Source organism: Kangiella sp. M94 (assembly GCF_054926195.1).
In genome coordinates this window covers 1,658,216-1,684,073 of sequence record NZ_CM142903.1, presented here as the reverse complement: position 1 = coordinate 1,684,073, position 25,858 = coordinate 1,658,216, and the positions used below count along the sequence as shown (strand labels likewise).

25 protein-coding genes are annotated in these 25,858 nt (G+C 44.4%); 17 read left to right on the top strand and 8 right to left on the bottom strand.

Annotation, left to right across the window (positions count from 1 at the left end; translation table 11 throughout):
- Positions 1-169: 169 nt before the first annotated feature.
- From grxD to ACYTXU_RS07710, 3 genes are all read left to right on the top strand, one after another.
- The gene (gene grxD, locus ACYTXU_RS07720; RefSeq protein ID WP_462206056.1) at positions 170-499 is read left to right on the top strand and encodes a Grx4 family monothiol glutaredoxin; all 330 of its coding nucleotides are present in this window, start codon (positions 170-172) and stop codon (positions 497-499) included.
- A 73-nt stretch (positions 500-572) separates the two neighbouring features.
- Positions 573-1,283: an NYN domain-containing protein gene (locus ACYTXU_RS07715; RefSeq protein WP_462206055.1), complete on the top strand. Its 711-nt coding sequence runs from the start codon at positions 573-575 to the stop codon at positions 1,281-1,283.
- Position 1,284: 1 nt separating this feature from the next.
- Positions 1,285-1,992 carry a glycerophosphodiester phosphodiesterase gene (locus ACYTXU_RS07710; RefSeq protein WP_462206053.1) on the top strand — a complete coding sequence of 236 codons (708 nt, stop codon included), beginning with the start codon at positions 1,285-1,287 and terminating at the stop codon, positions 1,990-1,992.
- A gap of 185 nt (positions 1,993-2,177) precedes the next feature.
- Here ACYTXU_RS07710 and bfr read toward each other — a convergent pair whose 3' ends face one another.
- The 3 genes from bfr to ACYTXU_RS07695 form a co-directional block, all read right to left on the bottom strand.
- Positions 2,178-2,657 (bottom strand): bacterioferritin, encoded by a 480-nt coding sequence (gene bfr / locus ACYTXU_RS07705; RefSeq protein WP_331892366.1) that lies wholly within the window; start codon positions 2,655-2,657, stop codon positions 2,178-2,180.
- 837 nt (positions 2,658-3,494) lie between these two features.
- Positions 3,495-3,728, bottom strand: coding sequence for a bacterioferritin-associated ferredoxin (locus ACYTXU_RS07700; RefSeq protein ID WP_331892368.1), 234 nt, complete (start codon positions 3,726-3,728; stop codon positions 3,495-3,497).
- Positions 3,729-4,060: 332 nt separating this feature from the next.
- Positions 4,061-4,627: a flavodoxin family protein gene (locus ACYTXU_RS07695; protein WP_462206051.1), complete on the bottom strand. Its 567-nt coding sequence runs from the start codon at positions 4,625-4,627 to the stop codon at positions 4,061-4,063.
- 91 nt (positions 4,628-4,718) lie between these two features.
- Between ACYTXU_RS07695 and ACYTXU_RS07690 the strand changes: the two genes are divergently transcribed.
- The gene (locus ACYTXU_RS07690; RefSeq protein WP_462206049.1) at positions 4,719-5,672 is read left to right on the top strand and encodes a LysR family transcriptional regulator; all 954 of its coding nucleotides are present in this window, start codon (positions 4,719-4,721) and stop codon (positions 5,670-5,672) included.
- Between the two features lie 142 nt (positions 5,673-5,814).
- Positions 5,815-6,420: a peroxiredoxin gene (locus ACYTXU_RS07685; protein WP_015780755.1), complete on the top strand. Its 606-nt coding sequence runs from the start codon at positions 5,815-5,817 to the stop codon at positions 6,418-6,420.
- 306 nt (positions 6,421-6,726) lie between these two features.
- On the opposite strand, the gene ACYTXU_RS07680 is transcribed toward ACYTXU_RS07685, so the two are convergent.
- The 3 genes from ACYTXU_RS07680 to ACYTXU_RS07670 form a co-directional block, all read right to left on the bottom strand.
- A complete protein-coding gene (locus ACYTXU_RS07680; protein WP_462206047.1) occupies positions 6,727-8,439 on the bottom strand; it encodes a GMC oxidoreductase in 1,713 nt (570 codons plus the stop codon).
- A 228-nt stretch (positions 8,440-8,667) separates the two neighbouring features.
- Entirely contained in the window at positions 8,668-9,102 is a 435-nt protein-coding gene (locus ACYTXU_RS07675) for a hypothetical protein (RefSeq protein WP_462206046.1), read from the bottom strand.
- Between the two features lie 31 nt (positions 9,103-9,133).
- Positions 9,134-10,156, bottom strand: coding sequence for an isoaspartyl peptidase/L-asparaginase family protein (locus ACYTXU_RS07670; protein WP_462206045.1), 1,023 nt, complete (start codon positions 10,154-10,156; stop codon positions 9,134-9,136).
- Between the two features lie 188 nt (positions 10,157-10,344).
- Between ACYTXU_RS07670 and ACYTXU_RS07665 the strand changes: the two genes are divergently transcribed.
- Positions 10,345-10,593, top strand: coding sequence for a hypothetical protein (locus tag ACYTXU_RS07665; RefSeq protein WP_462206044.1), 249 nt, complete (start codon positions 10,345-10,347; stop codon positions 10,591-10,593).
- A gap of 14 nt (positions 10,594-10,607) precedes the next feature.
- Here ACYTXU_RS07665 and rnt read toward each other — a convergent pair whose 3' ends face one another.
- Positions 10,608-11,210: a ribonuclease T gene (rnt, locus tag ACYTXU_RS07660; protein WP_462206043.1), complete on the bottom strand. Its 603-nt coding sequence runs from the start codon at positions 11,208-11,210 to the stop codon at positions 10,608-10,610.
- Entirely contained in the window at positions 11,203-12,243 is a 1,041-nt protein-coding gene (gene pyrC / locus ACYTXU_RS07655) for a dihydroorotase (protein ID WP_462206041.1), read from the bottom strand. Before pyrC ends, rnt begins: the two co-directional genes overlap by 8 nt.
- A 111-nt stretch (positions 12,244-12,354) precedes the next feature.
- On the opposite strand from pyrC, the gene gloA reads away from it, so the two are divergent.
- The 11 genes from gloA to ACYTXU_RS07600 all read left to right on the top strand — a co-directional run bounded on the left by gloA (position 12,355) and on the right by ACYTXU_RS07600 (position 25,851).
- Positions 12,355-12,747 (top strand): lactoylglutathione lyase, encoded by a 393-nt coding sequence (gene gloA / locus ACYTXU_RS07650; RefSeq protein ID WP_462206040.1) that lies wholly within the window; start codon positions 12,355-12,357, stop codon positions 12,745-12,747.
- 54 nt (positions 12,748-12,801) lie between these two features.
- Positions 12,802-13,125, top strand: a complete 324-nt coding sequence (locus ACYTXU_RS07645; protein WP_462206038.1) for a hypothetical protein — start codon at positions 12,802-12,804, stop codon at positions 13,123-13,125.
- Positions 13,126-13,323: 198 nt separating this feature from the next.
- Positions 13,324-17,919, top strand: coding sequence for a carboxypeptidase regulatory-like domain-containing protein (locus ACYTXU_RS07640; protein WP_462206036.1), 4,596 nt, complete (start codon positions 13,324-13,326; stop codon positions 17,917-17,919).
- An 85-nt stretch (positions 17,920-18,004) separates the two neighbouring features.
- Positions 18,005-20,002 (top strand): TonB-dependent receptor, encoded by a 1,998-nt coding sequence (locus ACYTXU_RS07635; RefSeq protein ID WP_462206034.1) that lies wholly within the window; start codon positions 18,005-18,007, stop codon positions 20,000-20,002.
- 3 nt (positions 20,003-20,005) lie between these two features.
- Positions 20,006-20,419: a hypothetical protein gene (locus ACYTXU_RS07630; RefSeq protein ID WP_462206033.1), complete on the top strand. Its 414-nt coding sequence runs from the start codon at positions 20,006-20,008 to the stop codon at positions 20,417-20,419.
- Positions 20,420-20,573: 154 nt separating this feature from the next.
- A complete protein-coding gene (locus tag ACYTXU_RS07625) occupies positions 20,574-21,116 on the top strand; it encodes an REP-associated tyrosine transposase (RefSeq protein WP_462206032.1) in 543 nt (180 codons plus the stop codon).
- 440 nt (positions 21,117-21,556) lie between these two features.
- Positions 21,557-22,990 (top strand): cytochrome ubiquinol oxidase subunit I, encoded by a 1,434-nt coding sequence (locus ACYTXU_RS07620; protein WP_462206031.1) that lies wholly within the window; start codon positions 21,557-21,559, stop codon positions 22,988-22,990.
- Positions 22,987-24,018 (top strand): cytochrome d ubiquinol oxidase subunit II, encoded by a 1,032-nt coding sequence (cydB, locus tag ACYTXU_RS07615; RefSeq protein WP_462206029.1) that lies wholly within the window; start codon positions 22,987-22,989, stop codon positions 24,016-24,018. Before ACYTXU_RS07620 ends, cydB begins: the two co-directional genes overlap by 4 nt.
- Positions 24,018-24,158, top strand: coding sequence for a DUF2474 family protein (locus ACYTXU_RS07610; RefSeq protein ID WP_462206028.1), 141 nt, complete (start codon positions 24,018-24,020; stop codon positions 24,156-24,158). Before cydB ends, ACYTXU_RS07610 begins: the two co-directional genes overlap by 1 nt.
- 21 nt (positions 24,159-24,179) lie before the next feature.
- Positions 24,180-24,557 (top strand): VOC family protein, encoded by a 378-nt coding sequence (locus ACYTXU_RS07605; protein WP_462206027.1) that lies wholly within the window; start codon positions 24,180-24,182, stop codon positions 24,555-24,557.
- Positions 24,558-24,834: 277 nt separating this feature from the next.
- Positions 24,835-25,851, top strand: coding sequence for a diguanylate cyclase (locus ACYTXU_RS07600; protein WP_462206026.1), 1,017 nt, complete (start codon positions 24,835-24,837; stop codon positions 25,849-25,851).
- Positions 25,852-25,858: the final 7 nt, after the last annotated feature.

Here is a 25,858-nt window from a genome sequence, read left to right as displayed (position 1 = left end):
TTGAAACTAATTCTCATTTGTAACGCATTGTAGCGACAAGAATTCAGCTTGCATAGATGCAGATCAAGATTTCTTTAGATTAACGGTGCTCATAGCCCTTGAAAAGCGTTATAATCGCCGCCATCTGATACAGGGCTGGGTGCCCCATTAACGAAATTCGAGGTTTTACATGAGCGACACTATTGAGCAAATCAAACAACAGATTGCAGACAACAAAGTTTTAATTTACATGAAAGGTTCACCGAAACTACCGATGTGTGGTTTCTCAGCTCAAGCGGTCCAAGCTTTGATGCAGTGTGGCCATGAGTTTGCTTATGTCGATATTTTGCAAAACCCAGACATTCGCGCCGAGCTTCCAAAATACGCCAACTGGCCAACATTCCCACAGTTATGGGTTGATGGTGAGCTTCTAGGTGGTTGTGACATCATTCTTGAAATGTTCCAGCAAGGCGAGTTGCAGGAAGCGCTAAACGAGTCTTACGGTAAGCAGCCTGAGTAAAACGTCGTTTTACCCAAACAGCTAATATGATTAAATGCCGCTATAACGCGGCATTTTTTATGGATGGAATATTATGGAACACAATAAGCATATTGCATTATTTGTTGATGCGGATAATGCCTCGAGCAAATACTTCGATTTGATTTTGTCAGATCTCGCTAACCATGGCATGGTCATTATTCGCAAGGCCTACGGCAACTGGAAGAATGCCAATCTGCGAGGTTGGGAAGATATATTACTGGAGTTTGCCATTCAGCCGATTCAACAATTTGACTTAACCAAAGGCAAGAACGCAACGGATCTGGCTATGGCCATTGATGTGATGGATGTACTTTACGGAAAGGATGTAGATATTTTTTGCCTGGTTACTTCCGATTGTGACTTTACTCCTTTGGCCACTCGTCTTATCAATGAAGGTAAGCTGGTTTTCGGTTATGGCGAAACCAAAACACCGGATGCTTTTCGTAATGCCTGTACCCGCTTTTTAGAACTCGGCGCCAAGCTCGATAATGCTGATGTTTCTAAGTTCTCTCCGAGTAAGCTTAAGCAAGATACCAAACTTATCGAACTGATCAGAAACGCTATTGAAATGACTTCCGATGATGATGGCTGGGCCTCATTAGGTCCTATCGGCTCATTCATAGCCAACAAGTCCTCAATCGATATTCGTAACTATGGTTACAAGAAGTTAAGCGATCTGATTAAGGTGATTGATCTGTTCGAGACCAAATCTTTTGGCACCAACTTGAAAGTTAGGGATAAGAAACAAAAGAGCGGTAAATAGCATGAAAGTCATCGGCCATCGCGGTGCTATGGGACTGGCCCCTGAGAATACACTCTTGTCGTTTCGCAAGGCGCTTGAACTTGGTGTCGATGGCGTTGAATTTGATGTACAAAATATCGATGGTCACTTATTGGTTTTTCATGATGATACTCTAGATAGAACGACTGATGGCTCTGGGCTATTACTCGATCACTCTGTCGAGTATTTACGTAGTCTGGATGCGGGGCAGGGCGAAAAGATTCCTTTTCTGCATGAAGTGATTGAGCTGATCGATGCTGATACTTTTATCAATATCGAGTTAAAAGGTTTGCGAACCGCCAGCCTGGTGATGGAGTTGGTCAAGATGTTGGATAAAGACCGCTACAAGAAAGAGAACTTCATTATATCGTCGTATCTGTTTTCTGAACTGTTTCTGGTGCGCCAACTTGACCCGGATATTCAAATCGGTGTCATAGCCGATGAACAAGCTGATGTAGCCTTAAGCTTTGCTCGTGACGTTAACGCCTATAGCTTTCATCCCAGCTTAAGCTTGGTGAATGAAGAGTTGGTGGAGCAGGTACATGAGGAAGGTATGTTGCTTTATGTTCATACCGTGAATGAACCCGATAATATTGTTAAAGTTAAAGCTATGGGTGTTGATGGCATTTTTACCGATTATCCCGATAGAGTGAGAATTCTTTATGATACTCCAACAAAAAAAGAACTGTAGCAGAAACATAGGATGCACCCACGGGGCAGACCCGGTTAGCCTGCAGGCGTAACCCATCAATCCACACCTTCATAACACACGATGGGTTACACTTGTGTTAACCCATCCTATAGCTTCGTGCTACTATGTGACAAACATAAAAAAGGGCAGCTGTTGCTACCCTTTTTTCAAAAAACTCTCGACAATTAATTGCCGCCTTCCTTCATTTTTTCAGCCAGATAGTTCTGAATACCAATCTTTTCAATTAGACCTAATTGAGTTTCCAGCCAGTCGACGTGCTCTTCTTCACTTTCCAGAATATCATTCAGAATATCGCGGCTGACATAATCACGGACTTCCTCGCAGTATTTAATGCCGTCGCGTAAGTCTGGAATTGCATCAAGCTCTAACGCCAAATCACACTCCAGCATCTCTTTGGTGTTTTCACCGATGCGTAAGCGACCAAGATCCTGCAGGTTCGGTAAGCCTTCCAAAAATAAAATACGCTCAACCAGCATATCCGCATGCTTCATCTCATCAATCGATTCTTCGTACTCATGATCGGCCAGCTCTTTTAAGCCCCAATCCTTGTACATACGCGCATGCAAAAAATATTGATTGATAGCAACTAACTCATTGCCCAATGCTTGATTAAGAATTTCTATAACTTTTGCGTCGCCTTTCATTGTTTTTAATCCGATAGTTAAGAATGTATCCAATGATTGTACGACTTTGACCTGGATCAAGCAAGTTTGAGGAGACGTAACTTATTGAATTTAAATGTAAATTAGAATGATTGCCAAATGGTATGTGTTCTTATTTGAGAGTGATTGTTGATGGATTAAAGTTTCACATACTGTCATTCACCACGGGCACTTCCTTCGGTCGCCCGCGAAGGAGGGTGACCAAAGGGAATGCCCTTGGGTAAATCCATGCTCTTTTCATTCATTCCTTTTGCTAATATTTCGCTCCTCAGCGAGTTACTTTTACGGAATACATCCCTGTATTCCGCTAAAGCCAGCGTCGCTTCACTCTGCTGTTCAAATTTGTTCCGGACAAATTTGTCTTGCTTTAAGTAACCACAAAATCGTCAGGAACGATTTTGAATAGCGAAGCTAGCCCGAAGGGTGAAGTACAGGGATGTACTTCATAAAAGAAGACCACCCGTATATTGAGGTCACGCTTCGCGTGACTTCCTGCGCCACTTCCAAAATACTTAACGCAGGGTCTGCCCCCTTGGGTACCAGAATTTACATCACATCTCCCGCAAGGGGATTTCCGTTGGTCACCTTTGCTGAAAATTCCTATCAAAATCATCTCCCTAAAGGGATTCCTTAAGGTCACAGATTTTGATTGCTATATTTTGCACGCGCCTTAGCTCAATATAAATGGGGTTATTGGTGCTATCTTCAACAAAAATCTAAGATGTTGATTTCTTAGTCGCTGCCCAAAACCCTTGCAGTAGGGCAGGAACAAAAAAAGCCGCTCATGAGGAGCGGCTTTCTGAAGTAGGGGCTGTTTTGCTACTTTAAGGCTTTTCCTAAAGTTGCATCCACAAAGCTTGGTGTCGTTTGCGGGTCAAACTGTGTGACCTGACTATGATGCTCGCGCAAAATCTGCTTTGCAGTTACTGCACATTTGCCACATTGGGTAGCAACGCCGAGCTCTTTATTCAGGCAACGCATACTGGATGCGCCGTTGAAGGCGGCGTCTTTTATTTGCTTATCTGTGATAGCTTTACAAAGGCAAACGTACATAAGAATAGATTAAATAGTGTTCGATGGTTGAGATTATATCTAAATGCGAATGATTGTCAACTGCTCTTGCATTGGCATTTAGGTATTTTTGATCATGGTCAATATAAGTCAAATAAGCAGCTGGTTGGCTTACAGGCAAAAAAAAGGCCACGCGAGGTGGCCCGGGGAAGTGTCACAAATAACTTCCTTGTTTCAGACGAGTCTGTTGAATACAGATTTCAATAAAAAGATTGCAACAGCACGCTTTGCAACAACACAGTTTAGGGAACTGATGGAGCTAACATAACTTAAGGTCCGTGAAAGTGACGTGAAAATCAGGTTAAACATACTAACTACTTGAATTTTTTAGCTATTTCAGCAACCCGCGTTCCGAGTATGCGTGCTGTTTCTCGATCGCTTTGTGGCGGTGCCAGGTCCGCGCCCTGATCAGTATTGCTCTGCGCCATGGCGCCCAGGTAACCGCCAATTCGGTTTACATCATCAGGGGAAGCTTCGCTACTGGCGTTGCCGGGCATCAGACCTAAACTAACCCATAACATGCTTTGTTGGGCGGCAAACACCGACATTTGAATCAATGTATTCAGTTTATCACCGCTCATAGACCCAGAATTGGTAAAGCCTGCCGCTAACTTGTCTTTCCAGCCTTGTTCAGCCCAGACTTTGGAAGATTTATCCATGAAAGCCTTAAAATCAGCACTAACGCTACCCATATAGGTCGGGCTGCCGAAAATGATGGCATCGGCCTTAGCTAGCGTATCCCATTGTTCATCGACTTCATTGACTGAAACCAGTGCGGCATCCGCATTAGCATCCAGCACACCTTGGTGAACTTGGTTGGCAAGTACTTCAGTGTGGCCATAACCACTGTGATAAACCACAGCTACTAGTTTTTTACTCATTTTTTAAACTCCAAATTGAATTTATTGACTTGATGGAGCGACTGTAGCTGGTTTATAGTTATGCTTGAAATGCATTAAATAGATATTAAGTATGCAAGTTGAGAATATTCGCTCTTTAGATATGAATCTGCTGGTGTTACTGGATGTGCTGCTCGAAGAAAAGCATATTTCTAATGCCGCCGATCGGCTCCACATGAGCCAACCGGCGGTCAGTCGCTCATTACAGAGATTGCGCGAGATGCTGGATGACCCGTTGTTGGTAAGGGTTGGTAACGGTTATCAGCTAACCGACAAAGCAATGGAGCTACAACCGAGGCTTAAAAGCTGGCTAGCTGATTTCATGTGCATGATCCAGCCGGAAAAGTTTGACCCGGCAAAAGCCAAAGGTGAAATCAGCATTATGTCGATGGATTTAGAGATGAGCCTGTTCATGCCCAACCTATGGCAAGATTTGCAAGCTCAGGCGCCTAACGTTGCGTTGCGCTCCTTTAATATTCGTCCCGATGGAATTTCTTTGCTGGAGCAGGGTGACATCGATTTTCTGGTCGGTGAAGAGGACAAGTCATTTGAAAGCACCAAGTATCATAGTTTCCACCTGATTCAGCATGATTTTGTATTAGTTATGTCAAAGCAACATCGGCTGGCAAAACAAAAATCGATCAGTCTCGACGAGTACTTAAAGCAACGACACGGACTGGTGACGGTAACCGGTAAAGGCAAGCCTTTCATTGACCGTACACTCGAAAAGCAGGGACTATCACGAAAAATCGCACTCTATGTTCCCACTTTCCACTTAGCGCTTGATATCTGTAGCCGCACCGACCTGATGTTTTCGATGCCGCGTCTGGTCGCGGAGAAAGAATGCGATCGCTATGGTGTGGTTATGAAGGAAATGCCCTTGAAACTGCCACTTCTGGACATATATCTCTACTGGCATGAACGACAACACCAGACCGCACTGCACAAATGGTTCAGAATCCTGATGCGGGAAAGTTTTGAGCAAACCCGTAAAGTGATTAGTGCTTGCTCAGAAAAGCCCAGTTAGGGAGCGAGTCTGCGTCATCGTTCAAGTTTTAATCGATTTCAATCAGACTTTTAATCTTTTGTGAAAGGTCTTAAGAATTATTGTCATATCAGCGTATAATACGCACACCTAAAATTGAATAAACACACTCTTGGAGGAAATAATGGGAGTATTAGTAGGCCGCAAGGCACCAGATTTCACGGCAGCAGCAGTATTAGGCAACGGCGAGATCGTAGAAGACTTTAACTTTGCCGAAACAACCAAAGGCAAGCCAACGGTTGTCTTTTTCTACCCGTTAGACTTCACATTCGTATGTCCATCAGAGCTAATCGCATTCGACCACCGCTTAGAAGAGTTCAAAAAGCGTGGCGTAGAAGTAATCGGTGTTTCAATCGATTCTCACTTCACTCACAATGCATGGCGTAACACTGACATCAACAACGGCGGTATTGGCCAAGTTGGTTATACCCTGGTAGCTGACGTAAAACACGAAATCTGCCAAGCGTTCGACGTAGAGCATCCAGAAGCAGGCGTAGCTTTCCGTGGTTCATTCCTAATCGACAAAGATGGCGTTGTTCGCCACCAGGTAGTTAACGACCTACCATTAGGCCGTAACGTTGATGAATTAATTCGTATGGTTGACGCGCTACAGTTCCACGAAGAGCACGGCGAAGTTTGCCCAGCAGGTTGGAACAAAGGTGATAAGGGTATGGATGCGACGCCTGAAGGTGTGGCTAAGTATCTATCTGAGTCTGCCGACAAACTATAAATTACTGGTTAAATTATCCAATTTCTTTGTTGCCTGCCTGTTTTTGATGCTCAACGACCAAGTTGGTCGCCTCCGCTAAAAAACAGTCAGGCGCCTCGAATTTGGACAATTTTCCGGCGCAATTGCTTGAAAGAAAGCTTGGCGTATTGTCAGGCTTTTTTTGTGCTCAACGACCCTAGAGGTCGGCTCCGCTAAAAAACAGTCCGGCGCCTCGAACTTGAATAATTTTCCTGCGTAATTAGGTTGATGAAAAGCCCAGCAGTTTTCTATTGGGCTTTTTTTATGTTCAATAAAACTGCGAGATGGTTATTGCTCTAGCTTTACAGCTAAATCCTGAGCAAATCCGCACATGGTTAAGGTGGGATTCCATGAGCCAGAAGTAGGGAACAGCCCCGCACCAGTAACATAGACATTGTTGACGCCATGAGGGCGGTAATCAAGGCCGACCACAGAGTCATTTGGATCGGTCCCAACCCATAACTGGGATGCCTCATGAACAATGATGTTGAGTCGAATTTGATCCTGTGGCGGCTTGTCAGTTGTCCAGTATCCGCTACCATCGGGTTTATCAACCCAATATTCAATTTCCGGAGTGGACTGTTTCGAAGATAGCGCGGCAATTGTCTGATAGGTGGCTTTGTCCAGCTCGTCCCATAATTGTCTGTCTTCATCCCCCAGTAATAACTGAAGGTTGATGTTGGTGGTGGGGTCCTGGTTCTGATTAAGCTTTATCCAGTTGTTGTCATTTTTCTCACTGACTTCGCCTAAAGTGGCGCAGACAAAAACAACGTACTCTTCAGAACCCAGCATCTGCTCGCTGGTTGGAGCCGCTGCTGCATCGGGACATTCGCGGGCGAGGGTGGTGCTATCTTCAGCCGGGTTTTGTTCGGCAAAAACACTGGCTTGAACATGATACTGGAGCCCATTGCTTGCTTTACCATCAAGATAGACAGCGCCTATTTCTAAGTCGGATAAGTTATCAAAAGCTGAGCGTTTCACACGTGCAGTAACGTGAGACATAAAATGTCCAGTATATCTTTGTCCGGCATTAGGAAGTTTCTCTTTGAAAGAGTTCATGAGTAGTGTTGCCGGCGGAATGGCGCCCATGGCTAAAATGATTTTTGCGTTAGCGACATTAACACTCCCTCTATTGGTGCTAATGGCTATAACCTGGCCTTCATCGTCATGGATTAAGCGCTCTACAATACATTGATCAGCAATCGTGAGTGCTGTGCCAGCGCCTGCTTGTGCCAACTTTTGTTGTTCTTGGTGAATATTCAATAAGGTGCCTACCGTCGAGTATTTGTAAAATTTAACGGTTTTCCACTCAGGATTGGCAACGGCTATCGGTGCTGGAAAAGCATTCTCTGCGGAGGGCACAAATTGCTTAAAGTTGTTAGCAATATTGGTATCCAGTTGTGACTGCAGATTGCCGTAGACGCCATCATTGATGTTATCCATTGAAGTGACATGGAGGAATTTCTTTGCTCTCTCCCAAAAGTTGGGCTGTAAGGTGACGTCGATCATTTCCTGTGGCCAGTCTCTCATCAGATCCGGAGTGGGTGAGGGGCTCCAGGCGCTCCAGTAAGTTGAGCGACCTCCTACCACCGGAATGTAACCAGCTTGGAAAAAGTCTGGTGAGGTGGTGACCATCTTTCGAGTTCTCGACCAGGGATAAGTGGTAGGGGGAGAGCCGGTGGTTTGTGCGAAAGCATCGGGTAACATTTGATAATGAACAGGCAGCCAGAAGCCGCCTCGCTCCAACATCAGTATTTTAGCGTTAGGGTTTATTGAGTAGATTTGCTCAATAAATGCAACGCCCGTTGGCCCCGTTCCAATAACTATGTAGTCATATTCTTCATTAACAACATTTTGCCAGTCACACTGAGAAGCAAAAAAAGCATTGCCTGCGATTTCATCAGCTGTCGCAGACTGACGGCCCGGAACCGGATAGCCCTGAGATTCGCCGGCAGGTTCTGAGCTGGTGCCTTTAAAGAATTTTGAATAATTGAATGACATGTGAAGTTCCTTTTAGCTATGGTGAAATTGTAATAGTTATACTCAAGTTACTTATAATTGCTTTCTGTTTAGGACTTAACTTGAGTGATTTTATAGTACAGTAGAAAGGAACAAATGACCGCTTCATTTATGCATTAAAGTGTATGAAATTTAAGGCGTTTTTGATTGGATAAGGAAGAGGTAGCCAAGAACAGGAGTGAAAAGAGATGACTGGTACTAAGCTTTAACTCATGGGCAGCTGGTTAGATGAGTAATGCTTAATAATTTCTGGATTTGAAGTATGCTGGCTTCATTTTGATCAGCTTGGACTTCACCGACTAGCTCGACCATCAATCTTTGTTCATCAACCTGGGTTAATGCAATGTAAGTAGAATGGAGTCGGCTGACATCTTGGTTGATATCCACCCCGTATTCTTTGCCTGTTTTACAGTCTTCAAATGTACCTTGCCCATTGCTCTCGGAGTAGAGGCCAACTTTTCTTTCGCCGTTTTGGTGTGTTTCTAAAATGGGTTCTTCCAGATAGGGTTCAAGCACTCCAATCTCATCATCGTTACGGGTTTCTGGTTTTGTCTGATTGGATTTGTTTGATGAGTCGTCGCTGCAGGCGCCTAACAGGCTGGAAAGCATTAAGATGCTAATGATGCCCAATGTTTTTGTGTTCATACAAAACTCCTATTCGCGCCTGCTATGCGCTCTATTTTTGCTGGTAGATTTCTATCGTGATGTTGCCGTCAACATCGATGGCGCCTCGGTACATTCCGGGTGTGTTGAAGCTCATCATAATGTTGCCGTCTTTATCAAGGCCAATGACTCCGCCATCGCCGCCCATCTCTTTGAGTTTGTCTTTGATGACGATATCGGCTGCTTCCTGAATGGTTTCGCCTTTGTACTCCACTAATGCACAAATGTCATAAGCCACGGCAGCTCGAATAAAGTATTCGCCATGACCTGTGGCAGAAATACCGCAATGGGCATTGGCGTAAGTGCCAGCACCAATGATAGGGGAGTCGCCAATTCGTGCATAGCGCTTGTTGGTCATGCCACCGGTAGATGTACCAGCGGTGATTACCCCATCTTTATCGAGCGCTACAGCACCGACGGTACCAAATTTAGAATTCTTAGCTTCATCTTCCGACAGCTGCATTTTATCGGGATCTTCTTTGAGTATTTTTTGCAGCTGATCCCAGCGGTTCTGAGTAAAGAAGTATTTAGGGTCAACCAGCTCAAAACCTTGTTCTTTGGCGAACTCTTCAGCGCCTTCGCGTGCCATCAGGACATGCTTGGAGTCGGTACGAACTTTATCGGCTAACAGAATTGGGTTTTTGATATGACTGACACCTGCGATGGCGCCGGCTGATAAATCATTGCTGACCATGATCGAAGCATCCAGCTCATTCTTACCGTCATGAGTAAAGACCGCTCCTTTGCCAGCATTAAACAACGGTGAGTCTTCCATGGTGACAATGGTTGCTTTGACCGCTTCGGTGCTAGAGCCGCCTTTTTCCAGGATTGCATGTCCGGTTTTTAGCGCATGCTCCAAGGCCTCGATGTAGGCCTGTTCAATCTCTGGCGTCATTTTTGACTTTAATATAGTCCCGGCACCGCCGTGGATGACGATGGCTGTTTGAGCCTTTTCATGGCTAGGTTTGTCCATAGCGTTTGCTCCAAATGCTAATCCGGTCAGCAGGGTAATGGCGGTAAGCGTTTGTTTTATCATCGTTAATTTAACCATATTGAGTTGAACTGATTGCTCTAAGCATAAGTGCAAATTTATCGGATTGCACCCCGAGTTGTGAACTTTTTAATAAAAATGTTGATTAGCTATTGCATATTATGCAAATGATAACTATTCTCATTTGGGTTGTTTGGAAATATTTGAACGATACGATAACAAAAAGGTGAAGAATGACTTATATGATCAATGCCTGGTTGGATAAACCACAGCCAGAGTTGCAATTAGTAGAACCGGATTCTGGAGCCGTAGTGGCTTGCTGGAAAGGTCGGCGGCTGAACGACTTGTTTGACTCTGGCCTGGTCAGTTATGAAGAATTAAGAGCGACCACCCCAGATCGTTTGAAGCTGGTAGAGAAGGCGCTCATTTTACAGATGACCTGTGAAGAGCTGTGTGGCCGTTGTTTATACAACAGCCAATAGTTTAGGAGCCGTTTTTAAAATTGATTAGCGCGATTAACCAGCAAGCAAAATAATTCAGCGGTTTTAGTCGCATCATACAGCGCTGAATGAGCTTCTTTCTGGCTGAATTCGATGCCAGCCAGATCGCAAGCCTGAGCCAGTACTGTGTGCCCAAGCATCAAAGCTGACAAAGAAGCGGTATCAAAACTGGTGAAAGGGTGAAAAGGATTACGCTTTATGTCAGCCCGTTCAGTGGCGGCATTCAAAAAGCTCAAGTCAAACCAGGAGTTATGGCCGACCAGCACGCATCGATTACATTCGGCATCTTTCTGCTCATTGCGCAAATCCTTGAATAAAGATTTTAAGGCTTTTTGTTCTGCAATGGCTCCGCGCAAAGGGTTGTCAGGATCAATGCCCGTAAAATCTAACGCCTTTTGCTCAATATTGGCCCCTTCAAACGGCTCAATATTGAAATGGTAGCTGTTTTTGATTTCGAGTCTGCCTTGAGCATTAAACCCAGTGGTAACCGCTGCCAGTTCTAGCAGGGCATCAGTTGCCGCATTAAAGCCACCTGTTTCCACATCAACAATGACCGGGAAGAAGCCGCGAAATCGCTCCTTCATGCTTAAGTTAATCATTGTCTTTAATTTTCCACTGGATAGTTTCACCTGCTCGGAATGGAACCAGGGTATCGTTGCCAAGGCATAATTTCTTAGGCACTTTCCAAGGTTCTTTGACCAGCTTAATGGTCTCGGTATTGCGTGGTAGGCCGTAAAAATCTGGGCCATGGAAGCTGGCAAATGCTTCTAACTTGTCTAAAGCGTTATTAAGTTCGAACACTTCTGCATAGAGCTCTATCGCTGAATAAGCGGTGTAAACACCAGCGCAACCGCAGGCTGCTTCTTTTTTGTCTTTAGTATGAGGGGCGCTATCGGTACCCAGGAAAAACTTGGGAGAACCGGAAGTCGCTGCAGCAATCAATGCTGCCTGGTGTATTTGCCGCTTTAGGATGGGCAAGCAATAAAGGTGCGGGCGAATACCGCCGACCAGCATATCATTGCGGTTAAGTAACAGATGATGCACGGTGATGGTCGCGGCTACATTAGGTCCTTGTGAAGAAACGAACTCGACCGCATCTTTGGTAGTAATGTGCTCCAGCACGACTTTGAGGTCGGGGAACTGCTCAATGATCGGGCGCAGTTTGGTGTCGATAAACACTTTTTCCCGATCAAAGACATCGATTTCAGGGGAGGTCACTTCACCGTGCACCAGCAACGGCATCCCAAGCTCCGCCATCTTTTCAAAGACTGGATAGGCTTTCTCAATATCGGTCAGTCCTGAATCTGAGTTAGTAGTAGCGCCAGCAGGGTAAAGTTTACATGCTTTAACGAAATCAGACTGAGCTGCTTCTTCTATGTCTTCAACTGAGGTGTTATCAGTTAAATACAGGGTCATTAGCGGTTCAAAGTCAGCGCTATCATTTTTATAACGCATGATGCAGTCGCGGTAGTCTTTGGCTTGCTCAACGTTAGTTACTGGTGGCACCAGATTCGGCATAACAATTGCGCGCGCAAATTGGCGAGCGACATCTTTAACCGTATGTTGCAAGGCTGCGCCGGAACGCAGGTGGATGTGCCAGTCATCTGGACGAGTTATAGTAATGCTTTGCATAAAATTCGTGCCTTAAGGCGCTTAACCATTTACTTGCTATAATGGCGGGCTATTATACGCAAGTCATGCTTGCAACTAAAGCGTAACCGACAAATAACCTTCGGAGGAACAATGAGAATCTTACACACTATGCTACGCGTTCGAGATCTGGATAAAGCATTAGACTTTTATACTAATGTTTTAGGGATGAAGTTGATTCGCAAACACGATTATGAATCTGGCCGTTTTACATTGGCTTTTGTAGGTTATGGCGAGGAAAAAGACAATACGGTGCTAGAACTGACCCATAACTGGGATACCGATGATTACGAGATGGGCAACGCTTTTGGTCATATCGCCATTGCAGTGGATGATGTGTACGAAGCTTGTGAAAAAATTCGAAAAGCAGGTGGTAATATTACTCGCGAACCAGGGCCCATGAAACACGGCACTACAGTATTGGCTTTTGCTGAAGATCCGGATGGATACAAAATTGAACTATTAGAAGACAGACATAACCAGTAAGCTCAAAACGGAAAGTAAGATTAAAAAACTAAAAGTTGTAAAAGGAGTGTATGTATGAATAAGCTTGCAAAAATAGTGTTCTTGAGCGGTATTATGGGTTCTGCTCTTCTATTTTCGGGTTGCGCAAAAGACTCAGTGAATGAGTCAGTTAATGACGATGAAGGTGTTTCTAACAACCAACAAACGGTAACACCAGAAGAAAGTAAACCACTTACAGAAATTTCAAAAGATGCGGAGCTGAAAGAGCAGGACTGTGACGATAAATTTAAAAACGAACAGGGTATATGTGAAGTGCCTAACCCTGAATATCCGCAAGAGTTAATCGATAAAAAATACAAGGAAGAAGATAAGGAAGAAGATAAAGATTCCGATCAATAGATTTAGCTTTCCTTTTTGAATAAATAATATATATAAACTTAGCAGCAAGATAGCTACAAATAACTACAACTCTCTACAGTATATCTGAGAGGGTTATGCTATAAAATTGTGGCTCAGGAAAATCACCTAGCCAAAAGTTATGTGATGGAGGGGGAGCTTAATACTCATCAAATAATCAAATCTATTCAAGGAGTTATTGTGTCAAATACCAATAAAACTTTGGTCAGGTTATGCATAGCAGGTTTGTTAGGTACAACTGCTATCTTTGGGGGAATGAACATTGCTGAAGCGGGAGACCGTGATTCAGTCAAAGTTGTGTTATCCAAACCAAAACTCAGTGAGCCTTTGCGCACTGTGGCGAAACCTTTGCCAGAAGTCACCAACGCTCGTAAATATAAGCTCAGCCAGTCAGGTGAGAAGATTCCTGGTGTCGATTTAATCCGCGAGGTGCCAAATCAGAACCATCCTTTTGCAAAAGAAATACTACAAAAAAATGTAGACTTTGCAGGTGATCCTGTTCTTCAAACCAAGCAAAAGCGTGACGCTTTTTCTCCATTAATTCCTTCAATCGAAACTGGTTTCGATGGCATGGGCAACGTTACCGGTGCGGTTCCGCCAGATACGGTTGCTGATGTGGGTCCTAATCACGTTGTGCAAATGGTTAATACTGCTTTAGCTATTTGGGACAAAGATGGTAATCAATTAGTAGGCCCAATTGCTATCAATCAATTGTGGTCAGGTTTTGGTGGTTTGTGTGAATCAACTAACCGTGGTGATCCTATTGTTTTGTATGATAGTGCAGCCGACAGATGGATGCTGAGTCAATTTGCATTCACTGATGGATTTACTGATAACAGAGAATGTATTGCCATTTCTCAAACAAACGATCCGACAGGTGCTTACTATCTGTATGATTTTGCATATAGCACCACCAAGTTTAATGACTACCCTCACTTTGGTGTTTGGACTGATGCTTATTACATGGGCGTTAATCAGTTTGCAACACCTGGCTTGTCTTTTGCGGGCTCAGGCGTTGTTGCCTATGAGCGTGACAAGATGCTTGCTGGTCAACCTGCACAACAGGTCATTATTGACCTTGAGTCCACTCATCCAAATACCTTTACACCAATGCCAGCAGACATTGATGGTAGCTATTTGCCGCCAGAAGGTATGCCAGGTTATTTCGTAACGTCAGGTACTTCTCTTAATACGATGGACGTATGGACTTTTGACGTTGACTGGGACACTCCCGCCAACTCAAGTTTCAACCTGAAAAATACGCTGGCTGTTGCAGATTACAATGGTGGAGTGTGTGGCTTCTCGCGTGACTGTATTGTTCAGCCTAATGCTCAGCGACTTGATGCTATTGGCGAACGCATGATGTTCCGCCTGGCCTACCGCTTCTTGAATGGCACGGATCATAAGTTAGTCGCTAACCATACAGTGGTTGGTTCAGCAACTGATTCGAATATTGCTGGTGTGCGTTGGTATGAGTTTGATATTGACGGTACTACCGGTGATGCTTCAGTGGCTAATCAGGGTACTTTCAATTTAGACGATGGCAATTCGCGCTGGATGGGTAGTGCTGCGATGGATGCGGTTGGTAACATTGGTGTTGCTTACAGTGTGTCTGGTCCAGCAACATTCCCTTCAATTCGCTTCAGCGGTCGTTATCAAGATGACCCTGCTGATACGTTGACGGTTGCCGAGCAAGAGCTAAAAGCTGGCGAAGGCTCACAATCGGGCGCTAATCGTTGGGGTGACTACAGTAGCTTAAGTGTTGATCCTGTAGATGATTGTACTTTCTGGTATACCACCGAGTATTACAAAACTGCTAACGATAACTCTACGGGCTGGGCAACCTATATTGGTAGCTTTAAGTTTGATAATTGTGTAGCGGGTCCTAAAGGATACATCGAAGGTACGGTAACCGATAATTCTGGTAATCCAATCCAGGATGTAAGAGTTGCTGCCGGTGGTGCAACTGCGACGACCGATGCTTCTGGTAACTATTCGTTAACCTTGCCTGCTGATAGTTTGTATGACCTTGAGTTTACAAAATATGGTTATCTTGCTGGAAACGTTAATGGTATCGACTTAGCTGAAGATGAAGTGGAAGATGTTGATGTGTCACTTGACGAAGCTGATCAGGTAACTGTTAGCGGTACAGTAACCGATGGATCAGGTCTGGGAACTCCGCTTTATGCCGAAGTAACCATTACTGCTCCAGGCGCAACGATTTCTACTTTCACAGATCCTTCAACTGGGCAATATTCACTAGAAGCCTATGAAGGCACCTTAGTCAAAATTGGAGCTACCGCGATAGATGCTGGTTATCTAACAGTAAGCTACGACATACTTCCAGAGAATACTCCTGTTCGTGACTTTGCATTAGAAATTGATTCTAACTGTACTGCGCAAGGTTATGTCTGGAACACCTTCTTTGAAGGTTTTGATGCAGGTGTGCCACCAACTGGCTGGACCGTTCAGGACATCACAAGTTCAGGCATGGAATGGCAGGCAGCTTCGACTGCTCCTAAAGGCAACTTGTTGAATGTTAACGGCGAAGCGGCAGCTATTGATAGTGATGCAGCTGGCCCTGGTAATTTGGTCAGTTCTGTATTGGTCTCTCCAGTGATTAACGTCGCTGATATTGAGTCTACAACACTGACCTTCACCAGCTTATTTAGAACTTTCGCTGGTAGTGATGTGTATACAGTCGATATCAATGTTGACGATGCTGGATGGGTATCAGTGTATGACTTTGTAGCGACTAATACTGTAGACAATCTTTCTATAGATTTATCAACACAGCTCGCTGGCGCTACCAGCTTCCAGGTTCGATTTGCATATGAAGCTGACTACGAGTGGTACGCTTATATTGATAACGTTGCTTTTGGTACTCCAAGCTGTGTCGCTGATGGCGGTTACTATGCAAGCGGCTATGTTGTTGATAATAACACTCAACTGGCTCTTAATGGAGCAAATGTTAGCGGTTCTTCATCTTCAACCAGCTCTGTAGCAACTCCGGATGATGCGAGCCTGGATGATGGTTTCTTCAGAGTGTTCATCGGTTCTGATGGCGTCACTGAAGTCGAAGTTTCTGCAAACAATTACCAAACTCAAACCGTTGATCTTTCTCAATTTGATTTAAGCCAGCCTGTGATGCTTGATGCGGGCTTGTTAGAAGTTGGAGAGGTTGTGTTAGAGGTTGCCGCTGAAGTTGAGGAAACAGCAAGTGTTTCTCTTGAAAATAGTGGTAACGCAGATGCCAACTACGAGCTTTCGTTGTTCCTCACTCGTGACGTTGAGCAGGTGAGTAAGCCTTATGGTATTTTTGACCAGGCTACTCGTCGCTTTGGCCCTAAAGCGTTACAAGAGTTCGATACTAAGAAGATTCGTTATCGTTCATACGCACCTAGTGCTCCAGAAGTCGCTGTAGATTTTGTTGCGCAATTCCCAACAGAGTTAACGCTCGGCTGGGGTATTGGATTCGATAAATCAACTTCAGACATTTGGGTTGGTGATGTTACTGCAGGTGGAGCGGCGCTTGATGCATTGCATCAATATGCTACTGACGGCACTAAGACTGGTGAGTTTATTGATACCAGCGCGGTAACCGTAGGCTATGCGGCCGATCTTGCATACAATGCACGTACTCAGAGCTTGTGGCAGGTTTCGGTTACTAATAACACCTGTATCCACGAAATTGATGCGGTAGCTAAAACGGTAACAGGCAATAAAATCTGTCCTACCTTTGGCACATCACAACGTGGTTTAGCTTACGATCCTATTTCAGGAACCTTCTATGCCGGTTCTTGGAACGACAGCGTGATTCATCAGTTTGATGCCGAAGGTAATATTCTTCGCTCTATCAACGTTGACTTATCTGTTTCGGGTCTCGCATTAAATCCATCGACCAATCATTTGTTCGTCATGTCTAACGATGTGGCTGGAAGTGTAGAACCAGATATTATGGTTTTAGATGCTTCGACTCCTGAATTGGATCCAATTGGTCAAATTGTTATTCCATCTGTTGATACTGATGGCGATGATATTCTTGAGGATTTAATGGATGGCGGTCAAGCCGGTCTTGCCATAGATTGTGATGGCAACTTATGGGCTGTTAACCAGGCCAGACAAACTGTGGTAGGTATCACTTCAGGTGAAACTGGTGTCTGTGATATTACTCCAACCTGGATAACGCTATCTGCTGCAACGGGTACAGTCGATGCTAACAGTACGGCTGATCTGGACTTCAATGTTTCGACTCTAGACTTACCTCTTGGTACTTATGAAGCTCAAGCCATTTTTAGTAATGATACTCCGTATGGAACCATTACTAAGAATATTAGTTTGACTGTCAGAGAACCTGTGTTTGGTGAGTTAGGCATCAGCGGTAACAGCGGTGCTGTGAGAAATGGTAGTTCAATTCAGATTACTGTATCTCGCGTTGATGGTTCCGATCATCAGGTAACTGTTGATTACACAACAGTTGATGGTACAGCTCTTGCAGGTACTCACTTTACTGAAGCATCAGGCACTTTAACCTGGGCACATGGTGAGACGGCAGACAAAGTTATTACTATCGAAACGCTTGATACCGATCAGGAATCTGACTTGAACTTTGAGTTCGAATTGTCAAATGCCGGTAAAGCCGACTTGGGGGCGAGTCAAGCAACATTGACTATCAACAAAGACCCTTCTCGTGGCGGTGGCGGTAGCACTGGATTTGTTATCTTGGCGCTATTGGCACTAGCTGGTTTAGCAAGACGTAGAAAATATCTTTCTTAATAGTATTTTCTAAAAACAAAAAAGCACTGGTGGTTTCCGCCAGTGCTTTTTTCATTATGATTTAGATTTTCCAAACGTGAAAAGAATGACTAAATACTTCATATTAAGTTTACTGTTAATGAGCTCCTACAGTGACGTTGTAGGCGCAGAAAAACCTTCAGAATTACCTACAGAAAAAAATATAGAACAAAAAAAAGTGTGTAGTGAGAGCGCTGATCAGGCAGATGATGCAAGTGCTGATGAATTATGTAATAAAGAGATGGTGGATAGCCTCGATACTCCAAACAAAATTACAATCCTGGCAACATCTTCACCAAAGCATTTCACTGACATGAATACGACTTCAAGTTTAGTTTCGCCAACACAGTTAACGATAAATCCCTCTAATATTTTAGACATGCTGGTAGAAGTTCCAGGTGTTGCAGAGAATGGTCAGGCTGGATTATTTCAGGTGTATTCAATTCGCGGACTGTCCCGTCACAGAGTCTTAACTTATGTTTCTGATATTCCTTTAAAAGCAGAACGCAGAGCCGGTGTGGCTAGCTCATTTTTGCATCCTCTATTATTAGATCATGCTGAAGTTTACAGAGGTCCAGCATCGACTCTGTACCAATCCGGAAGTTTAGGTGGCGTGGTCAAATTATCTCCGGCGTTTTTCAATGGTTCATTCTTGTCTACTGACTATCAAACAGAAGGCAATCGAAATAGCCAGATTTATGGAACTGGCGATACGGACTGGTCCATAGCCATAGCCAGACAATACTCAAGTAACAGCGATGATGTTTTTGGTAATGAATTAAACAATGGCTACGAGCAACTTTCCGGAACTTTCATTAAGCATTGGACATTGGATGGCGTCGATTTTGAATGGCTACTGTTAATGAGTAATGGGGATGACATTGGTCGTTCAAGCACACAGTATCCAGATCGCCTGGTAACGGTTCCTTCTGAAAAGCATTGGTTGAATCAGCTGACCGCGCAAACTATGGATTGGCGAGGCAGCCTTTATTTCCATCCTAATGAAGTTGAAACCTTAACCATCAGACCCGGGCAAAGAGAAAATCGTGTGGCCAACGAATCACAAGACTATGGGTTTCACTTTGAAAAAAACTGGAAAGCATCTACTTCGGCTCTAGAAGGTTTATGGGGTGTTGATGGTTTTCAAAGGGCTAATATTAATGCCAAAGAACAGGAGTTATCCTATTTGGATAACAGTGTGACACATAGCCAAAGTCTAGACGGCGCGTCAGAAAGAGAGCTCGCTACCTTTGCGACTTTAAATTGGTTTTGGGCTGATACTAAATGGCAAATGGGAACCCGCTTGATTAATAATCATCAATCCAATCGAGGTAACGCATCCATCTCTGATAATGCCATTACCGGATTTCTAGGTTTATCAAAGCCTCTCAGCGCCAATACGATGCTAACCGCAAATGTTGGAACTGGAATTCGCTTTGCCACAGTCAGCGAGCGTTTTTACACCGGAACAACAGGGCGCGGGGAAGTAATTGGTAACCCTGACTTGAGCAAAGAGCGATCGCTGAGCCTTGATCTAGGTGTGCAATATGGTACTCATGATAAGCAGTTCAGTCTGAATGTTTATCATCAAAAAGTCAGCGACTATATTGAACGGATTGAACTCTCACCGGGTCTGTTAACGTATCGAAATCTTAACAATGGTGTGATTTATGGTGCCGAGTTTGATTCGAACTTTGTCATCAATCAGCAATGGCAGCTAGGCTTGGGCGGTATGCTTGTTAAAGGCAAAGATGATGATGGAAGCACTTTGTCTGATATTCCCGCAAACCGTTTGCAAGGTCGGGCTCGGTATTTTGCTAATGGCTGGTCGCTCGACTTTTCGCTACAATACCGCCTTTCTAAAGATGACTTCGGCTCTGGCGAAAAAGCCACACCTGCGGCCTGGATAAGCAGAATAGCCTTTAAGCAAGAGTTGAGTGATAACTTCAACTGGTCAATGTTTGTCGATAACGCTTTTGATGAAGAATATTTTTCATCATCCGATGACGTTGCCCCTTATGCTGAAGGCCGAAGTTTTGGAGTCAGATTAACAAAGAGTTGGTAATCAATGTCTACACCAATGCCTAAAAGTACAAAAATTGTCATATTAATTAATACAGTGATCATGTTGATAGCTCTATGGTCATTGTACCGTCTATATGTTCAATCCAGCAGCGAAATGCTCACCGCCTTGTCTGATTGGACTTTGCTCGGCGGCATGCTGATAAGTAATCTGATCATCGTGTTTAAGGTGCGTTCTTGGTGGAAATTTATGCGCGCCATGTTGTATGTGGTAGCACTATTGCAAGCGCTTAATCTGCTGATTATTGCCAAAGATTTTCTAACCTTGAGCGGCTTTTTAGCCATGGTTTACAGCTTATTGGTGATTCTCTATTTGATCGGCTTCCGAGGTTATTTAAATAGCCACGTGTTCTTCGAATGGTTTATGGGCAGTTATATTAAGAAAGAGCAGAATTCGTAGTAGTGTGTGCTGGGTTACGGCAGAAGCTTAACCGAGTCTGCCCCCTTGGGTGCATCCTGTAAAATGAACCCCCAAACTTTTATAGGATGGGTTTACCCAAGGGGGCAGACCCAGCGTAGCGTAACCCATCAAATCACAAGCTGGAGTCAAAGGAATGACTAATTACAGAAGGATCTATAATCCAAACAGTGCCTATTTTCTTACGGTTAATTTAGCTAATCGTAAATCTAAGCTATTAACGGAAAATATTGATTTGTTAAGAGAAGCTTTTAATAAGGTAAAAGTTCAATATCCATTTACTATCGATGCCATAACAGTCCTTCCTGAACATTTTCATTGTGTACTGACGCTCCCAGATATTAACCAAAACTACTCCACCATTATTCGTTTAATTAAAAGTTATTTCTCCAGGGGGGTTAGCTCTAATGAAACCATCACACCATCTAGAGCTAACAAAAAAGAAAGAGGGATATGGCAAAGACGGTTTTGGGCACATCTCATTGTTCATGAAGAAGATTATAGAAAACACATTGACTACTGTTACTTTAATCCAGTTAAACATGGTCACGTCAAACGAGTTATTGATTGGCCGTATTCAAGCTTTCACCGTGACGTTAGAAAGGTTTTTTTTCCAGCTGATTGGGGTGGTGCGGTGGCCCATGAATTTGGTTGCGACAAAAATTATGGTGAAGGCTAGTCGATGGGTTACGGCTAGCGCCTAACCCATCCTATAACTAAGGTAACGGTTAAGCTCATCATAGGATGCACCCAAGGGGGGCAGTACCTATAGGATGGGTTAGCGGAGCGTAACCCATCAGTTTGCGTATGATTGGCTCGTTCTGTAATCAATCAATAATATTCTCAAAGTCGACCAGACGCATATTCATGAAACACCTCGATTTATAGGATGGGTTAGCGAAGCGTAACCCATCAATTTGCCAGAAGATTGCTTACTCGGTAAATAGTCAATCAATTCACCAACACTTAACCCATACAAAAACTAATCCAAATTTAATTTGTCCATACAAAATATCCTGCAAAGACCGTGCAAAGTCCCTTGTTTCCAATGGCCTGCACGGTATGATGGTTTTAGCCTTGATCTGGGTCAATTCTCTCTTTAAATAAAGGAGGTTATGGATGGAGCTGCTCGATGCTGTGCTGCTGGCGAGAATTCAATTCGCTTTTACCATCGCGTTTCATATTATCTTTCCTGGGTTATCCATCGGATTAGCCGCTTATCTTGCTGTTCTTGAAGGCCTCTGGCTAAAAACTGGCAAATCGGTTTACCTCGCTACTTTTAAATATTGGCTCAAAATATTCTCCATTATTTTTGGTATGGGCGTGGTGTCCGGCGTGGTGATGAGCTATCAGATTGGCACTAACTGGAGTGTCTTTTCTGATAAAACCGGTCCGGTGCTTGGTCCACTCATGGGCTATGAGGTTCTGTCAGCCTTTTTCCTTGAAGCGGGTTTCTTAGGTGTCATGCTGTTTGGCATGAACAAGGTGGGCAAGGGCTTGCATTTCTTTGCTACCGTAATGGTTTCAATCGGTACCCTGATGTCCGCCTTCTGGATCCTGAGTGTTAATAGCTGGATGCAAACGCCCACTGGCTATGCGATTAACGAGGTTGGCCAGTTTATTGTCGCAGATTGGTTCGAGGTGATCTTTAACCCTTCGTTTCCTTATCGATTAGCGCACATGACAACGGCGGCTTTCTTAAGCACAGCCTTTTTGGTCGGTGGTGTTGGTGCCTGGCATTTGTTCAAGGCGCGCAAAAAGGGTGAGCGCAATGAAGTGGCACGCTTGATGTTCTCCATGGCAATGTGGATGGCAGCCCTGGTTGCACCTCTGCAATTGCTGATAGGTGATCTGCATGGACTCAATACGCTGGAGCATCAGCCTGCTAAAGTCGCGGCAATGGAAGGCAATTACCAAACTCAAAAAGGTGCGCCACTGTATTTATTTGGTTTACCGAATAGCGAAACAGAGACCGTTGATTACGCCATTAAAATTCCAAAAGCGGCCAGCTTTATTCTGACTCATGATCCTGATGGTGAGCTGGTTGGCCTCGATCAATTTCCCAAAGATGAATGGCCAAATGTGCCGATTGTATTCTGGAGTTTCCGCATCATGTTGGCGATTGGTATGGGCATGATTGCGATAGGATTATGGAGTCTGTATTTACGCGCTCGCAAGAAACTTTATGATTCGCCCTTGCTGTTGCGAGTAGCCATTGTGTTCGCTCCGTCCGGCATTATCGCAACTCTGGCTGGCTGGTTTGTCACCGAAGTAGGGCGCCAACCTTATACGGTTTACGGCTTGTTAAAAACCGCTGACTCGGCTTCGCCGCTAGACGCACCAGCGGTCGCCACCTCATTACTGGCCTTCATGCTGGTTTACTTTGTCGTGTTTGGAGCGGGTGTCTGGTACACCATGCGCTTGATGGGCAAAAGACCATCGCAAGTCATTGAAGTCGATGATGATTCGGAAACTACCGTGTTCTTATCCAATCGGGTGGCCAGCAAATCAGACGGTACAACAGATGGCAAAAAAAGGGAGGGTGACCAATGATTGATTCTATGACGATTGCGTCTTCTGGAATAGATTACGCTATGATCTGGGCCGGGCTGATTGCCTTTGCAGTGCTCGCCTATATCATCCTCGACGGATTCGATCTGGGCATTGGCATTCTGTTCCCCTTCATCAAAAGCAAAACCGATCAAGAAACGGCCATGAATTCAGTAGCACCCATCTGGGATGGCAACGAAACCTGGCTGGTGCTCGGTGGTGGCGGACTCTTTGCAGTATTCCCATTAGCCTATGCAGTGATTATGCCAGCCCTATACATGCCGATTATTTTAATGTTACTCGGTTTGATCTTCCGTGGCGTGGCCTTTGAGTTTCACTGGCGCACCAAAAACTCGCAAGACTGGTGGGATCGCGGTTTCTTCCTCGGTTCTCTGGTAGCGACTTTGTGTCAGGGCATCGCGCTCGGCGCATTGGTACAGGGAATTACCGTTGCTGATCGTGCCTATGCGGGCGGTTGGTGGGATTGGTTAACGCCATTTAGTATCACAACCGGCATTGCCTTGGCAGTGGGTTACGTGCTGTTGGGTGCAACCTGGCTCAATATGAAAACCACTGGCGAGTTACAAAAACAGTCCGTTAAATTTGCCAAAATCGCAGCCTGGCTGACTTTGCTTTTTATCGGCATCATCAGTCTGTGGATGGTGTTTATCGAACAGCAATACTTGCATCGCTGGTTTGATGCACCGAATCTTTATTATCTGATCATTGTGCCATTAGCTGTGTTGTTCTGTGGCTTCCAGCTACTCAATGGTTTACGCAAAGGTCGCGACAATAGCCCATTTTTATATGCGATTTGTCTGTTTGTACTGAGTTACATTGGAATTCTAATCAGCTTCTATCCGAATCTGGTTCCGCCTTCGATTACCATCTGGCAGGCAGCCGCTCCGGATGATAGTTTGAAATTCCTGCTGGTGGGTGCATCAGCATTATTGCCGATTATTATTGGCTACACTGCTTATGCCTACTGGGTCTTCCGCGGCAAGGTTAAAGCGGATGAGGCTTATCACTGATGAACCAGGATAAGGTTGATGAGAAAAGGCAAGTCGACAAACCCGCCTGGAAAAAGATCCTGTGGTTTGTTGGCTTATGGTTAGCCGGCGTATTAACGTTGGCAACTATTGGTTATGGTATCAGGCTCTTTCTGGGGTAACCCATTGGCGGGGAAACTATTATGAATCTTAATCAAGTTACACTACCGGTAAACAACATCCCTAAAGCGACTGAGTTTTATCGTCGACTGGGCTTTGTGCAAATCGTCGATTCGCCGCACTACGCTCGATTTGAGTGCCCTCAAGGCGGCTCAACTTTTTCTCTGATGTTGGAGCCAGAAAGCAACGGTTCGGGTGCGACCATTTACTTTGAACATGAAGCACTGGATGAGTGGGTTGATGAATTGATTGAAAAAGGCTTTGAGTTTGAACAACTGCCCACTGACATGCACTATCTATGGCGCGAGGCTATTCTTTATGATCCCAGCGGCAACAAAATTAAGCTCTACTGGGCTGGAGAAAACCGTTTGAACCCTCCATGGCGCGTTGAGATTTCGTAAAATATAGGCCAACTAGCAACAAGCTTAAGCTTTGAGGCCATTGTCTAATACCCCTGACATAGATCAAAAACTCATAAGATTCTAATAACCCTACAAATTATGTGTACTAAAAGTAGTCAGTTTCTGATATAACGCTAGCGCTTCCTAGGGATCTGGGCATATATATCAAGAACTCACATCGTACAGTTGTGGATAAATTGTACTGAGTTGGTGACGGGCTCTAGGCCACATTTCATCCTTTGAGCCGACTTTTTAACGATAACTGTATAGAAAGTAAATGGCACAGAAGACTGTTTTGAATAACATTGACTTCATTTCATCCGATCTACTCGCTGAAGCTTTAAAAGCGACGGTAGACGGCATCGTGATATCTCAAATAAAAGGTGAGCACTGTCAAATTATTTTTGCCAACCCGGCTTTTGAACTGATAACAGGCTACAAAGTTGAAGAAGTGATTGGTAAAGATTACTGGACCTATATTCAAGGCACTGAAGAGCAAGCTGAAATTGATGTACTGCGCGAAGCAGTTCTTAATCAACAGTCATGTCGCGTCACCATGCTCAATCATAAAAAAACAGGTGAGCCTTTCTGGAGTGAGTTAAGCATTTCGCCGGTATTCTCTGATGGTGGTCAGTTAACGCACTACATCGCGGTACAAAAGGATGTTACCGAACGAGTTGAGAAGGAGCGGAGCATCCAAGAAAGGCATGAGAATCTTTTGAGTTTAAAAGATGAGTTACAGGAACTAGCCAGTCGCGATTCATTAACGGGTTTACACAATCGTCGTTATTTTGGCCAGGAATTGGACCGCCTATGGGCAGTGCACCAAAGACTGGAAGCAACCATGGCAGTAGTCTTTATCGATATTGACAGCTTCAAGTTGTATAACGATCACTATGGTCATCTAGAAGGTGATAAGGCTTTAAAAGCTGTCGCCGATAAAATTGCAGAAAGCTTCGCACGAAAAGCCGATCTAGTTGCTCGTTTTGGCGGTGAAGAATTTGTGGTGGTGGCAACCCTCGAAAATGGTGTCGACTGTTTTATCAAGCACCTTGAACGACTCAGACAAGCTATTATCGACCTTAAGATTGAAAATAAATACTCCGCAGTTAGCTCATACCTCACTATCAGTACCGGTGTCTGTTACGGAGTTCCCCCAAAAGACTCCAGCTCCTCCTTGTTCACTCGGGATGCAGACATTGCCATGTATCAAGCCAAGAAGACAGGGCGCAATCGCATCGAAGTGGTCGGTTACGAACCCCATGAAGAAGTTGTCCTAAAACCGGTATCCTGATTTGCCA